Source organism: Companilactobacillus ginsenosidimutans, assembly GCF_001050475.1.
Lineage (GTDB): Bacteria > Bacillota > Bacilli > Lactobacillales > Lactobacillaceae > Companilactobacillus > Companilactobacillus ginsenosidimutans.
In genome coordinates this window covers 2,140,710-2,154,449 of the sequence record NZ_CP012034.1, presented here as the reverse complement: position 1 = coordinate 2,154,449, position 13,740 = coordinate 2,140,710, and the positions used below count along the sequence as shown (strand labels likewise).

The window sequence follows — 13,740 nt, the reverse complement described above, 5'->3', positions numbered from 1 at the left end:
GAAGATGAATTATTTTCCAAGTTTTTTTAAAAAAGCAGCTGAAATTATTTTTCAGCTGCTTTTGCTATATAGTCATAAATTTTAAAATCATGAAAATAAACGAAAACTCCTCTAATTCCCCGCTTGAGTAACACGTTCATCGAATTCAAGATGATTTCTTTTTTCACTTCATCAATATTTTTCAAATCATCGTCGTGTCGTTTTTTGAAGGCCTCTTGATCCTCATATTTATTAATATCAATCTCAATTTTTCCCTTACCTGCATATTTGACAGAGGGTCCCATTATTACTGCAACGTAATTCAAATCAAATCCTTGCACCGTATAGATTGAACCAATTTCATTAATCGTATTGTCCTTTTGTGCCCAAGTCACTTTCGAATAATTATATTGATCCCAAGGTAAATGAAAATTTCCTTCATCGACAAAATGTTTTTTGCCATCCAAAATTGATGGATAGTCAGCAGTCGCAACGATTCTTGCTTGCCCATAAGTATTATTTTTCTCACGTAACTTCTGATACATTTTCTCAGCATCTTGATAAATTCTAAAATCGTAATCATTTTTCATTCCGCCAAGATAATCCGGATCTTTTTGCGTAATTTCTTTTGTATTGATTTGTAAGTCACTGGTCAAATCATCAATCCAGTTGATTACTGAGTCTGGTGCTTGCATGCGCATCTGAACTTTCAGAGTGCTAGATTCATAGCTCAAATCATACTTACTCTTCAATTCCTCGATAATATTCTGTGACCAGTAACTTTTGATTTTCAAAACTTGCCGTTCATCGTAAACAAAAATAACAACTTTGCTTAACTTGATAACTTCTTCCAGTTGATTCTTCTGGGTGAAATTATTGTAACTGTCACTTTCACTCAACAACAAATGAGCTTCATCAATTACTACAATATCAGCAGTCTTGTTTCGCTTATGCATTTGGTTGATAAAAGTAGTCGGACGTAAAAATCTATTCTTGCGCAAATCATCAAATTCGCCGGCATTATCTTGATATACCTTCAATAATTCCGGATGATTGACGAGAAAATAATTGTTCATCCCCTGCAAATCAGGAATATTTCTCTTAGAATCCTGCTCCAGCGTCAAAAACAATTTAGTTAAGATAACACTTTTTCCCGTACCAGCATCCCCATTTAGCTGGAAAATCCCCTTATTATTATTCTGCAGATTAGTTTGGCAAAACTTCAAAATTTTATCGAAAACTTTCTGCTGTAGCTCAGTTAAATTTTTGTTGGGTAAAATTGAATCTAACATATTTCCTCCACTAAAAAAACGACTATCCCTCGACAGTCGTTTGACAAGTTATATTTCTAAATAATCCTCATTCCTAAATTCGGATGGTGTGTAACCAGTATATTTCTTAAATGTTTGACTAAAGTAACTAATTCTAGTGAATCCAAGCTCATCGGAAACTTCACTAATGCTGTGACTAGTTTGTTTCAAGATTATCATGGCTTTCTGAATCTTACGGGCGTTTAAATATACAGAAAAACTCAGCTTGGTCTCACGTTTAAAGAGCTTACTGAAGTAATAATCCGATAAGAATACCTTGCTGGAAACTTGATCAAGCGTTAAATGCTTGTCCAGATTTTCATCAATATATTCGATAGCTGAAATAATCGCCTCATTAGATGTTGAAAGTTTCTTCAATTGTTGTAACGCCTTGTTGTCGTCATCATTTAATTCGTCAATAATATCGTCGACTTCAACCGGATACTTAATCATGTAAGTCCCAATCCCATGATTATCAATCAACAGACGACTGATACTCTCAATCAGACGTTTCAAATATTCACAGTGCTCATGAAGCTGTCTTTCTAACAACCCCGGAGTATCGTTGAGTGGCGAATCCAGCGACTTCACACAACAAACCCTACCAATGATTTGACCAATCGAAGAAATCCGAATCGATTTATCAGCGTATCCCAAATTGTAATCCACATGTTTATCGGTGATTTCGTTCATATTTTTAGATTCAACCAGCTCGGAAAAAATTTGATTTCCATGAGTATTTCCATAGATATCAGATTTTAAATCACCGGAATTATCCAAAACATATGTTACAACGTGGTTAGTAGTCGCATAATTTTCTAGAAGGCGTATCAAGGTTTTTTCATTGCTTGATAATAAAGCTTGAATATCAAATTCTTCCATTTTTTGTCTTCCCAACTTTGTGCTTAATAGTATTATTATAATAACTAAAAATTGGTAATTCAAATAGAAAAATATTTAGTTTTGCATTATTTTGGTGTTTAAGCTATTTGATTTTATCGTTCAAATAGGGAACTAGTACGGCTGCATTGTTATATGTCTGCTCTTTTGAACCATATAATATAAGAACATCTTGTTCATTTAATGCAGATTTGACCGATTTTAAAAACTCCGGTGTATATTCATTAGCATCAAGTTCAGCTAAATATTTTTCTTTAAACTCTGGAAACTTTTCTGGATCGTGCGAAAACCACTTTCTCAGATCAGCTGATGGAGCAATTTGTTTAGCCCACAAATCCAGTTGTGCTCTAACTTTAGACATTCCTCGTGGCCATACACGGTCAATTAAAATTCTGTATCCTTCCGGCAAGTCCTTGTCGTATATACGTTTAACAATTAATTTATTCATAATATACCTCTGCCTCTTTTGAATTAATGACAACATAATTGTATCATAGCAAACGTCAATACAATTATAGGAGGATTTATGGCTACTGCTAAAGAAATCGTCTCTTTTAGGGATGTAGCAAAGATTTATCATGGTCGTGCTGTTGCCGTTTCTGACGTTAACATCACAATCAAAGAGGGAGAGTTCGTCTGTTTCATTGGTACTTCCGGGTCCGGAAAGACTACTACGATGCGTATGATCAATCGTATGCTCGAACCTAGTAAAGGAAGTATTGTATTTAAAGGCAAGAACATCCGTAAATATGATCCAGTTAAATTAAGAAGAACCATCGGTTATGTTATCCAGAATAATGGTCTAATGCCCCACATGACCATTCGCGACAATATAACTTTAGTACCAAAATTATTGAAATGGTCTCAAGAACGTATGGACAAGAAGGCCACCGAATTGATTAATTTAGCCGAACTACCAGAAAGTTACTTGGATAGATACCCAGCTGAACTTTCAGGTGGCCAGCAACAAAGAATTGGTGTTGTTAGAGCTCTAGCTGCCGATCAAGATATCATTCTAATGGATGAACCTTTCGGAGCACTTGACCCTATCACACGTGATAATTTACAAGATTTGGTTAAACATCTACAAGAAAAACTCGGAAAGACTATCGTTTTCGTAACTCACGATATGGATGAAGCACTTAAATTGGCCACTCATATCGTAATTATGGATAGTGGAAAAGTTATTCAAGATGATACTCCAGATAATATTTTGCAACATCCAGCAAACGACTTCGTTAAAAATTTACTTGGTGAAGAAAGACTTTTACAAGCTCAACAAAACACTTTGTCAGTTGGTGACATCATGTCGAAAAATCCAGCTCACATTACACTTGGTAAGTCATTGTCAGAGGCAATTTGGGAAATGAGTCGTAAACATGTCGATTCGTTACTCGTTACTGATGATTCAAACAAGTTAAAAGGTTACATCGATCTAGAAACAATCAATGATCACTACTCGAAAGATTTTAGTGTTAGTGATATTTATGCTAATAACTTAATCAAAGTTCGCGAGGATTCCTATTTAAGAGATACAAGTGAGCGTATTTTGAAACAAGGTTATAAGTACGTCCCTGTCGTTGACTCGGAGAATACCCTAATCGGTATAGTTACACGTGCATCCCTAGTTAACGTCGTCTACGACGCTATATGGGGTAAAGAAGAGCTAGAAAACCCTGAAGATGCTAAACTACCCGCTTCAATTTCAAAAGGAAGTGAAAATGCATGATTGACTTCCTCAATCAGCACGGTTCTGAGCTTATCATCAAAACTTGGGAACAAATTTACATTTCTGGACTCTCAATTTTGTTAGGTATTATCGTTGCTGTCCCACTAGGCGTACTTTTAACTCGTTTTCCAAAAACAGCTAAATATGTAATGTCATTTACAAGTATGCTTCAGACAATACCATCGCTAGCTTTGCTGGCATTAATGATTCCAATTTTTGGTATCGGTAAATTGCCATCAATTGTCGCATTATTTATTTATTCATTATTACCTATTTTAAGAAATACTTATATCGGCATGTCTAAGGTTAATCACAACTTAAAAGATGCCGCAAAAGGAATGGGAATGACAACTATGCAGTCAATCATGCACGTTGAAATCCCCATGGCTATGCCAATTATCATGTCCGGAGTAAGACTTTCAACAGTCTACGTAATTTCATGGTCAACATTAGCATCATATATTGGTGCCGGTGGACTAGGTGATTTCATCTTTAATGGACTAAATCTATATGATCCAAGCCTAATTATCGGTGGTACCATCCCCGTCACAATTTTGGCAATTCTAGCCGACTACTTATTAGGAAAACTAGAAAAACGTATTACACCAGTAACTAAACGAAGCGAGGTGTAATCATGAAAAAATTTAAAAAAGTTTTCACATTATTATGTCTCACACTTTTAGTCTTCGTATCAGGCTGTGGTTGGCCAGGACTAGGAAGTTCTTCGAAAGACACGATTAAAGTTGCCAGTTTAACAACCACTGAATCAATGATTATGTCCGAAATGATTATGGAATTGATCTCGCACGAAACTAGTTATCATACTGAGATTGTTAACAACTTAGGATCTGGACAATTAGTCCATCAGGCATTGGTGAATGGTGATGCAGATATTGCTGCCGAGAACTTTTCCGGTAACGAATTAATTACTACTTTGCACCATGCACCGATCAAAAGTCGTGCCAAAGTTAATCATGTAGTCAAAACACTTTATAAATCACGATTCGATGAAACTTGGTTCCCAACATACGGTTTCGCAAATACTTACAATATGTTGGTCACACAAGAAACAGCCAAGAAATACCATTTGAACACAATTAGTGACATGAAGAAAATCGGTCCAAAAATGGATATCGGTGCCGACAACATTTGGATCAATCGTCCAGATGACGGTTATCCTGCATTCGCACAAGCTTATGGATTCAAATTTAAGCGTGTCTATCCAATGCAAATTGGGCTGGTTTATTCCGCCGTTGCTGCTGGAAAAATGCAGGCTGTCCTAGGATATTCAACTGATGGAAGAATCAAGAGTTACAACTTAAAGGTCCTTCCAGATGATAAAAACTTTTTCCCACCATATGATACAAGTATGGTCGTCAATAATTCTTTGATGAGAAAACATCCTGAATTAAAACCAATACTTCACAGATTAGATGGAAAAATTTCAGTCTCAGAAATGCAAACAATGAATTATGAGGTCGACAATAACCTTCGTGAACCAGCAGATGTCGCTCATGAATTCCTACAAAAACACAATTATTTTCGAGGTGATATATAATGGCTAACCAGCCGTTGTGGAACCAATTAGTTTTTTACTTTACCCATAATGGAATGTACCTTTTACAACAATTTGGTCGCCATTTTCTAATTTCATTTTACGGAGTGCTTTTGGCAGCAGCTGTAGGTATACCGTTAGGAATCTACATGGCAAATCACTTTCATTTAGGTGATTTTGTCATCAGTGTTGCCAACGTAATTCAAACTATTCCCTCACTAGCCATGCTATCAATCATCATGTTGTGGTTAGGACTGGGAGTAAATACAGTTATTGTGACAATATTCTTATATTCCTTACTACCTATTTTGAAAAATACATACACAGGTATGAAAAATGTTGATCCCAACACAATTGATTCGGCTCGGGGGATGGGAATGACCACTTTCCAACTGTTATACATGGTCAAACTACCTTTAGCAATGTCAGTCATCATGTCTGGTATAAGAACCGCCATGGTTGTCGCCATTGGTAATACAGCTATTGGTGCCTTTGTTGGTGCTGGTGGACTCGGTGACTTAATCATCCGAGGAACCAACGCAACCGATGGAGCACCACTGATCTTAGCCGGTGCCCTACCAACCGCAGTAATGGCCATCGTTACCGACTTGATAATCGGATTACTTCAAAAACATTTTGAACCAACAGGCTACTACAAAGAGGAAGAAGAAGAATAACTTTTAGCACTCGGATATTTCGAGTGCTATTTGTTTGCATTTATCAAACGAGGAACTATAATGTATTTGTAAAGTGAAAAAGGGAAAGGAAGAATCAAGTATGACAAATGAAATTATGGACCGTCGTAATGACATTAGAGATTGGATGAATGCTGATCCTTGGATGAATGGCTTCTCATCAATATTTGGAGATAATTTCCCAACAAATGATACATTAAAGACAGACATCAAAGAATCAGACACCGACTACGCAGTAAGAGTTGATATGCCCGACTTCGACAAGAAGAACATCGACATCAGTTACAGCAATAACACCTTAACAGTTAGTGGACACCGCGATAATTTTGCAGACCACAACGATAACAAAGGTGACGTAATAATGAGTGAACGTTCAACTGGCCGTTTTGCAAGACAATATCACTTACCAGCAGTCGACGAAAACAATATCGAAGCTAATTACAACAATGGTGTCTTGGACATCAAGTTACCAAAGATGACAGAAACAAAAGACAACAGTCACCATATCGAAATTAACTAATACAAATAAAAACAAAAGAACGAATACCAATTAGTTCTAAACAAAATATGACCGAAAACTCAAGAGAGATAGTTTTCGATCATATTTTTTTGTGATTAGATTCGCCGTTATAACGTCCGCCGGAAAAGTTCATAAAAAAGTCACATTTTTGGAATAGTTATTTCACACTCTACCAGTAACATATAACTTGTAGATGAGGGAACAAAGTTCCTTCCTCTCGCCCCTATAACATATATATTTAATCCCCTATAAACATAAGAAATTAAAAATAACACGCTTCCCCGGCGTGTTATTTTTTTGGACTTTTTCAAACTTCACATTTAATTCACAGATTCCAAATAATTCATTCACAGTATTCCTGTACTATAGAACTTGTAGATGAGAGGAAAGCAATTTCCTCGTATCTCCCCCCTATAACATAATATACGTAATATATTTAATCCCCTTAAATATACGAAATCAAAAATAACACTCTTCCCCAGAGTGTTATTTTTTTAGCTAATTTAAATGTACCAGCAAATAAACTGAGATATCTGTATCGTTAGGACTGTCTTTTAAAAATTGGTTATTCGAAATTTGATAGTACTGATTGTCTTGAGTCGAAACTGATAATCCTGTTGCCCATTTTGTACCAGCTTGTGCAATTTGCCCAGTTGGGACCAAAGTGCCATCCTTAATTTCATAAACCGGAACTGGATTCTTCACATTAACAATTGATCCTGTAGTTGAATTACCATTATCGTAATTTGTCGTAGAACCACCATTAATATATTCAATTGTTTCTTTATTACTTGAAGTATCAGCAGCTTGTGACAACCCGGCAGGAACAGAAATACCTACAAGGATAACTGCTGTAATTATTGAGATAAATTTTTTCATATAAATATCCTCCTAAAGTAAGTATATAACTATTTTAACAAATAAAAACAATTATTTAGTCTAATAAATGGTTAAATAAATCTATGAAGCCAAAAAAATAACATCCCGCATAGGATGTTATCATTCTAATCTATTTGTTTGTTTGCATATAAATTGTCATAGGAATAATAATCGACATATCACTCAAATTACTTTGAATAAATCGATTATTAGCAATTTGATAATACATGGCACCACTATTAGTAATAATGGTATTTTGAATAGTCCAAGTCGATCCGTTAATAACAGAGACATTATTCTTAACAAAAGCACCATTCACTAATTTATAAATTGGTAAATTTTTATTAACCTTAAAAGAACTATTGGATCCTTGACCCGTTGGATACTCAGGCTTGATAGTTTTAATATAATCAGGAGCAGTTGAATTCGTAGCAGCTTGAATCGATCCAACCGGTAGAATGAAACTAAATAGAGCAATTGCAGTAACAAACGCTAATATTTTTTTCATGGTAATTCCCCCTTATACCAAATAGACTACAAGTATAACAATAAAAATACAAGTATATTTAAAGTCAAGTTTAAGCGTATAAATTTTAACTATCGTACACTTCATATTTATTTCATAATTACAAAATAATTTGTTCAATATTTTCGATTAATATAGTACTTGTAGATGAGGAGGAACAGAGATTCCTCTTACTACATCCCCCCTATAACATAACGATATATTTAATCCCCTAAATATATAAAAATACATATAATCCCTAGAATGAAAAAATAACACTCCTCCCCAGAGTGTTATTTTTTTGCAAAAAAAGGCCGCTCAATAATAAATATTGAACGGTATACCTTAGGCATTAAATCTAGTATTAAAAATTACCAGCTTAGAGAAAATATAATTCCCAATAATAGCAATAGCCTGTCCTATGATCTGAGTAATAGTGGCATTACCCTTCAAAAGAGAAACCCCAATCCAAAGCGTAACAACTTCAATCAAATAGGTAACAGCACGAGTACCGTAGCACTCAGCCATTTCACGAAGAATATGATGAGATTTGTGATGAAAGACAAGAATACGGCAAATCCAATATCCAACTTGAACAGCGACTACCATTGCAATGAAATTAGCAATTTGATAATTAACATGAAAAGCATTGTTAAAAATCCAAAAAGTTCCAATATCAGCAACAACAGAAACAGAGCCCCATAATACATATCGAATACCCTCTTTCAGGTTGTTATCATTATCAACCTTCTTAGACATATTTGGTGATTGGTCGACTAAGCTATCAGTAACCAAGGGATGATCATCCGCATGAATTCGATCGTTCATAATTAGGGCCCCTTTCAAATTATTAAGTTGTGTAAATATTAGTCTTTTTTTAATCAAATTAAAAGCAATATGTATAAAAAATAACAAGCAACTTCACACAACATTCACATTTACAAAATAAATAATTCATTATTAACAGTTAATATAGTAATTGTAGATAAGAGATAAACAATTTCTTACCTCATCCCCCCTATAACATATGAATATATTTAATCCCCTAAATATATAAAGCAAATAAATAATCCCCATAAAAAAAATAACACTCTTCCCCAGAGTGTTATTTTTTTGCATACATACAATCCATAATGTTTTAAATAAAAATACTTTCCATAGCACTGGCACTATACGACTGGCAAAGCCAGGAGCGCACTTGAACCAGGTTGTAAATTTTGGCTTGGTTAATGTTTTGATCCAAGAAAAAGAAATGCAAACCACAAAAATTAAATCAGCGACAAGATTCGCCAATACCATAAAAACCCGGAAATCAGCTGCCATTGATGACTCTGAATAAACGCAGGATCTAGCCAGAGGGGTGGAGTACGACGGGCGAGCCAGCCGTGATATTTCACTTAGCTCGGCCATAAGCCGAGGTTTAGTGAAAGGTTGTAAAAAAAGACCGCACTTCGGCTTTTTTTCAACCCATGGCGTTCCGCCGCCCGTCGTACGGAACCCCCCTGGCGGCAATAACCCTCTATCTACCAGCCTTCATCCCATAATGAATAGCTGCAGATTTCATCATAAACCCACGGACGTGAATATTGATAAACCCTGCATCCCGATACATCCGAACCAACTCACGAATACTAACAAACTTATTAACCGAGTCATCCAAATACTGATATTCAGACTTATGAGAAGCAAACACCTTACCCATCGCAGGCATAATTTCATTGAAATAAAGTCTCCAACCCCATTTAACAACCGGAGTTTCAACCTTAAATGCTTCAAGACAAATAAGTTGCCCGTTAGGCTTCAGGATTCGATAAATTTCTCTCAACACTTGATTAGCGTCTGGAACATTACGTAATCCGAAGCCAATCGTAACTACGTCAAAAGTATTATCCGGATAATCCAAATTCATGGCGTCACCCTGCTTTAATTGGATGTTACCAAATTCAGATTTGTTAATTTTCTCTTGGCCAATCTTGAGCATTTCACTACTGAAATCTAATCCAATAATATGTGAATTAGGATATTTGTTGGCGAGAACCAAGCTCCAGTCCGCTGTACCACAACAAAGATCAAGAATATCTCTAGGGCTTCCCTTGATCATATTAGTTGCTTCCATTCGCCATTTATTGTGCGTACCAAGACTCATAATTGAATTCAATTTGTCATAGTTCCCGGCAATAGAATCAAAAACGTTTTGAACATCTTTTTCTGGGACTTTATTTGTTAATTTTGACATCTATCTTCTCCCTAACATCCAATAAAATACTTATATACAATTATAAGTTACTTTGCACATATGGCGTTAATTATTTAACCGATATATTTTTTTCTAGCATAAAATCTAACATAACGATGCGTTCTTAAAAGTTGATATTTGGAAACCCCAGCGTTGGCAGATTGAACAACGGCCGAGATATCAGGGATTCCAGTCACTTGTTTAAAAATTGCACGGCTAATAAATCCGTGACAAACTGCCATAACTTTCTTATCACCAAGTTCAGTTATTTCGGCTAAAAAACTTTCTACACGTTTATAAACTGATTCGTAAGGTTCAGCATTTTCCGCATAATCCATAAAGTTAGGTAGTAAGAATCCATTATCATCAAACGTTTGTGGATACTTTGCGTACAATTCTGACTCTTTAACACCATCCCATGAGCCATAATCAGCTTCATATAGTCGTTCATCCTGAATTAGTTCGTCGTCAACACCTTGATTCAAAATCTTTGCAGTTTGAAGGGCACGCTTCATTGGACTAGTGTAAATATAATCAAATTTGGAAATATCAATTTCTTCAGCTAACTCATGAGCCTGCTTAATGCCAGTTTCATTTAATGGCATATCTGTTGATCGACCATTAATACGTACCTCTTTGTTAGTATCAGTTTCTCCGTGACGAATTACATACAATTCAACCATTATGAACCCCTTAAATTTTATTTTTCATGATATATATACTGTAGTTTCAATTGTAGTAAAGTTGTTGAACTAATCGCAAGTTATTTGCGAATAATAATTTATTCAGTTTCCAGAACGGCCCTATTTTGTAGTATTATATTAAGTAACGAAGTTATCTAACATTAAAATATGCCTTTAATCTTAGTCCCGCGAGGCTAATAAGGAACGCTTAAGTCTTTTATTTCGAAAATCACGGGATAGAGGACTATTTTTTTGTAAATTTATAGGGGGAATTATTTTGGATGCAAATGATAAGAACTATCGAAATCCCGAAGCGGTTCTAGACTTGTATGAAAAGCCACCATTACTCACATGGCCACTTCTTTCACTGCAGCACTTATTCTCAATGTTTGGGGCAACAGTTTTAGTTCCCCTTTTAGTTGGATTAGATCCAAGTATCGCGTTATTTAGTTCAGGTATCGGAACCATTCTCCACATTTTAATTACAAAGGGTAGAATTCCGGCATACATGAGTTCAAGTTTCTCATTCATTGTGCCTAGTATTGCCTTAATGAAAACCGCCGGTTATGCTGGTGTCGCGCAAGGTACTATCGCCGTCGGCCTAGTTTATCTAATCGTTGCCACAATCGTCGGCTTTGCCGGATCAGACTGGATTGATCGAGCACTTCCACCAATCGTTGTTGGTCCTATCGTTATCGTTATTGGACTTTCAGTTGCAGGTTCAGCTGCTGATAATGCCATGCTAAACGGAACCCACTACGATTTGAAATACTTTGGAATCGCAATTTTCACATTATTAGTAACAGTTTTATTCAACATGTACCTCAAAGGATTCTGGAGCAACATCGCCATTTTACTAGGAATCATCTGTGGTTACGTCCTCTCAGTAATGTTGGGAATCGTCGACTTCTCAAAAGTTATCTCCACACCATGGTTCAAATTACCAGCTTTCGAATTTCCATATGTAAGTTATCAGCCTAAGCAAATTTATTGGGACGCAATATTAAGTTTTGCTCCAATCGCGTTCGTTACAATGGCTGAGCACTTAGGCCACATCATGGTACTTGATGAATTAACTCACCGTAATTTCTTCAAAAATCCTGGCTTGCACAGAACTTTAGCTGGTGACGGTACAGCCTCAATCTTCGCCGGACTAGTTGGTGGTCCACCAATTACCTCATATGGTGAAAACATCGGTGTTATGGCCGTAAACAAAATTTTTAGTGTATACGTAATCATCGGAGCTGCCGTTTTTGCAACCCTATTCGGATTTGTGGGTAAGCTAAGTGCCCTAATCCAAACCATCCCCGGACCAGTAATCGGGGGAATCAGTTTCATCTTGTTTGGGGTTATCGCATCAAGTGGCCTACGGATCCTAGTTGACAACAAAGTCGACTTCAACCGAAAACGTAACTTGATGATTGCCTCAGTCATTCTAGTTATTGGAATCGGAAATGCCTATCTAAAAATTGGAACTTTTCAATTTACTGGTATCGGTGTCGCAACTGTCATGGGAATTTTGTTAAATTTAATTTTGCCAAGAGAAGCACTTTCAGAAGAGTAAATAATAATCGCCATCCTGTTATTAATGACAGAATAGCGATTTTTTTGTGGTATCATACGAAAATAACATTTATCCAATAGACATATCATGCTATATTTTAACTATTAAATCGATGTTAAATAGAGAGGGATTCACATGGAGATTAGGAAGAGGTCCTTTAAAGTGGCAATCGCACTAATAGCGCTTGGATTCGGACTACCTGTAACAAATGTTTCTGCGGAATCATCCGAAAAACAACCTATAAAGTTAATTGTAATTTCATTATCAGATAATAATGATTCAACCACCGTTCCGCTCTACGTAAAAAAGGAAATAAGATAGTTAAAACTTCTAAAAAGGTAAGCATGTTTAAGGAAGTTGGAAAAAATTCACGACTAGCTGAGCGAAAAGCAACTAAAGAAATTCACGACAATAAAATTTTCTGGAAATTTGCTGAAAACAAATATTTAGAAGATACCAAAAGAATACATACAATGAAAAAGTCATCAAATAAAAACATAGCCGAAAGAGATTCAAACACTATCTAAAAAACCGCGATATCCTTTGAGATACCGCGGTTTTTGTTTAATGTATTTGTTGATGATGTGCTTCTTTGTTTTTGAAAATGAAAAGTTTTGAGAAAATATAATTGCCGATAATAGCCAATAATTGACCAATAATTTTGGAAACATTACTATTACCACTCAATAGTGAAACACCAACCCAGAGAGTTGCAGTTTCAACCAAGTAGGTCAAAATACGAGTACTGTAAAAAGCCACCATTTCTTGGATAGGTGAATTAGATTTGTGACGGAAAACAATCACACGATCAATCCAGAAAGCCACTTGAACACCAATAACCCAAGCAATAATATTGGCAACTTGATAATTAATATGTACAACACTATTTAATAAATAAAAAGTACCAAGGTTAACAACAACAGAAATTAACCCCCACAGCACATAACGAACGGCTTGCTTAGGAGTACTCTCATGGACCGGATCCTCAACAATAGGAAAAGTATTCCCAGCGTCATTAATTCCTTCAGCAATAGCATCCACAGTCTTTGAAACACCATCTTTATTTAAATCAGATTGATTATTCATTGCGTTAACCCCTTCCAAATGCTTATACATATATGTTAAACCCAATTTATTATTATTAAAATATAAATTTGAGAGAAAATTTCAAAACCAGACAACTCA

17 protein-coding genes are annotated in these 13,740 nt (G+C 35.7%); 8 read left to right on the top strand and 9 right to left on the bottom strand.

Annotated features, from left to right (window positions below; genetic code table 11):
* Positions 1–44: 44 nt before the first annotated feature.
* The 3 genes from ABM34_RS10775 to ABM34_RS10765 all read right to left on the bottom strand — a co-directional run bounded on the left by ABM34_RS10775 (position 45) and on the right by ABM34_RS10765 (position 2,637).
* Positions 45–1,271 carry a DUF2075 domain-containing protein gene (locus tag ABM34_RS10775; protein WP_048705670.1) on the bottom strand — a complete coding sequence of 409 codons (1,227 nt, stop codon included), beginning with the start codon at positions 1,269–1,271 and terminating at the stop codon, positions 45–47.
* Positions 1,272–1,319: 48 nt separating this feature from the next.
* Complete coding sequence (locus ABM34_RS10770; protein ID WP_048705668.1) at positions 1,320–2,171, bottom strand: helix-turn-helix domain-containing protein; 852 nt, start codon at positions 2,169–2,171, stop codon at positions 1,320–1,322.
* Positions 2,172–2,274: 103 nt separating this feature from the next.
* Positions 2,275–2,637 (bottom strand): DUF488 domain-containing protein, encoded by a 363-nt coding sequence (locus tag ABM34_RS10765; protein WP_048705667.1) that lies wholly within the window; start codon positions 2,635–2,637, stop codon positions 2,275–2,277.
* A gap of 78 nt (positions 2,638–2,715) precedes the next feature.
* Here ABM34_RS10765 and ABM34_RS10760 point away from each other — a divergent pair, with 78 nt between their 5' ends.
* The 5 genes from ABM34_RS10760 (at position 2,716) to ABM34_RS10740 (ending at position 6,688) form a co-directional block, all read left to right on the top strand.
* On the top strand, positions 2,716–3,918 hold the full coding sequence (locus ABM34_RS10760) for a betaine/proline/choline family ABC transporter ATP-binding protein (RefSeq protein WP_048705665.1): 1,203 nt from the start codon (positions 2,716–2,718) through the stop codon (positions 3,916–3,918).
* Entirely contained in the window at positions 3,915–4,550 is a 636-nt protein-coding gene (locus ABM34_RS10755; RefSeq protein WP_048705663.1) for an ABC transporter permease, read from the top strand. Before ABM34_RS10760 ends, ABM34_RS10755 begins: the two co-directional genes overlap by 4 nt.
* 2 nt (positions 4,551–4,552) lie before the next feature.
* Positions 4,553–5,476: an osmoprotectant ABC transporter substrate-binding protein gene (locus ABM34_RS10750; protein ID WP_048705662.1), complete on the top strand. Its 924-nt coding sequence runs from the start codon at positions 4,553–4,555 to the stop codon at positions 5,474–5,476.
* Positions 5,476–6,150 (top strand): ABC transporter permease, encoded by a 675-nt coding sequence (locus tag ABM34_RS10745; RefSeq protein ID WP_048705660.1) that lies wholly within the window; start codon positions 5,476–5,478, stop codon positions 6,148–6,150. The genes ABM34_RS10750 and ABM34_RS10745 overlap by 1 nt, the downstream gene beginning before the upstream one ends.
* Positions 6,151–6,250: 100 nt before the next feature.
* Positions 6,251–6,688, top strand: coding sequence for an Hsp20/alpha crystallin family protein (locus tag ABM34_RS10740; protein ID WP_048705659.1), 438 nt, complete (start codon positions 6,251–6,253; stop codon positions 6,686–6,688).
* Positions 6,689–7,186: 498 nt separating this feature from the next.
* On the opposite strand, the gene ABM34_RS10735 is transcribed toward ABM34_RS10740, so the two are convergent.
* The 5 genes from ABM34_RS10735 to ABM34_RS10710 all read right to left on the bottom strand — a co-directional run bounded on the left by ABM34_RS10735 (position 7,187) and on the right by ABM34_RS10710 (position 10,991).
* Positions 7,187–7,567: a hypothetical protein gene (locus tag ABM34_RS10735; RefSeq protein WP_048705657.1), complete on the bottom strand. Its 381-nt coding sequence runs from the start codon at positions 7,565–7,567 to the stop codon at positions 7,187–7,189.
* 130 nt (positions 7,568–7,697) lie between these two features.
* The gene (locus tag ABM34_RS10730; RefSeq protein WP_048705656.1) at positions 7,698–8,075 is read right to left on the bottom strand and encodes a hypothetical protein; all 378 of its coding nucleotides are present in this window, start codon (positions 8,073–8,075) and stop codon (positions 7,698–7,700) included.
* A 342-nt stretch (positions 8,076–8,417) separates the two neighbouring features.
* Complete coding sequence (locus ABM34_RS10725) at positions 8,418–8,900, bottom strand: GtrA family protein (protein ID WP_053084470.1); 483 nt, start codon at positions 8,898–8,900, stop codon at positions 8,418–8,420.
* Between the two features lie 691 nt (positions 8,901–9,591).
* Positions 9,592–10,308 carry a demethylmenaquinone methyltransferase gene (locus ABM34_RS10715; protein WP_048705653.1) on the bottom strand — a complete coding sequence of 239 codons (717 nt, stop codon included), beginning with the start codon at positions 10,306–10,308 and terminating at the stop codon, positions 9,592–9,594.
* Between the two features lie 74 nt (positions 10,309–10,382).
* Positions 10,383–10,991: a histidine phosphatase family protein gene (locus ABM34_RS10710; protein ID WP_048705651.1), complete on the bottom strand. Its 609-nt coding sequence runs from the start codon at positions 10,989–10,991 to the stop codon at positions 10,383–10,385.
* Between the two features lie 277 nt (positions 10,992–11,268).
* On the opposite strand from ABM34_RS10710, the gene ABM34_RS10705 reads away from it, so the two are divergent.
* From ABM34_RS10705 to ABM34_RS10695, 3 genes are all read left to right on the top strand, one after another.
* Complete coding sequence (locus ABM34_RS10705; RefSeq protein ID WP_048705650.1) at positions 11,269–12,555, top strand: solute carrier family 23 protein; 1,287 nt, start codon at positions 11,269–11,271, stop codon at positions 12,553–12,555.
* A 135-nt stretch (positions 12,556–12,690) separates the two neighbouring features.
* Complete coding sequence (locus ABM34_RS10700; RefSeq protein WP_048705648.1) at positions 12,691–12,876, top strand: hypothetical protein; 186 nt, start codon at positions 12,691–12,693, stop codon at positions 12,874–12,876.
* Positions 12,877–12,899: 23 nt separating this feature from the next.
* A complete protein-coding gene (locus ABM34_RS10695) occupies positions 12,900–13,082 on the top strand; it encodes a hypothetical protein (protein ID WP_048705647.1) in 183 nt (60 codons plus the stop codon).
* 37 nt (positions 13,083–13,119) lie between these two features.
* Here ABM34_RS10695 and ABM34_RS10690 read toward each other — a convergent pair whose 3' ends face one another.
* Positions 13,120–13,641, bottom strand: a complete 522-nt coding sequence (locus ABM34_RS10690) for a GtrA family protein (protein ID WP_053084469.1) — start codon at positions 13,639–13,641, stop codon at positions 13,120–13,122.
* Positions 13,642–13,740: the final 99 nt, after the last annotated feature.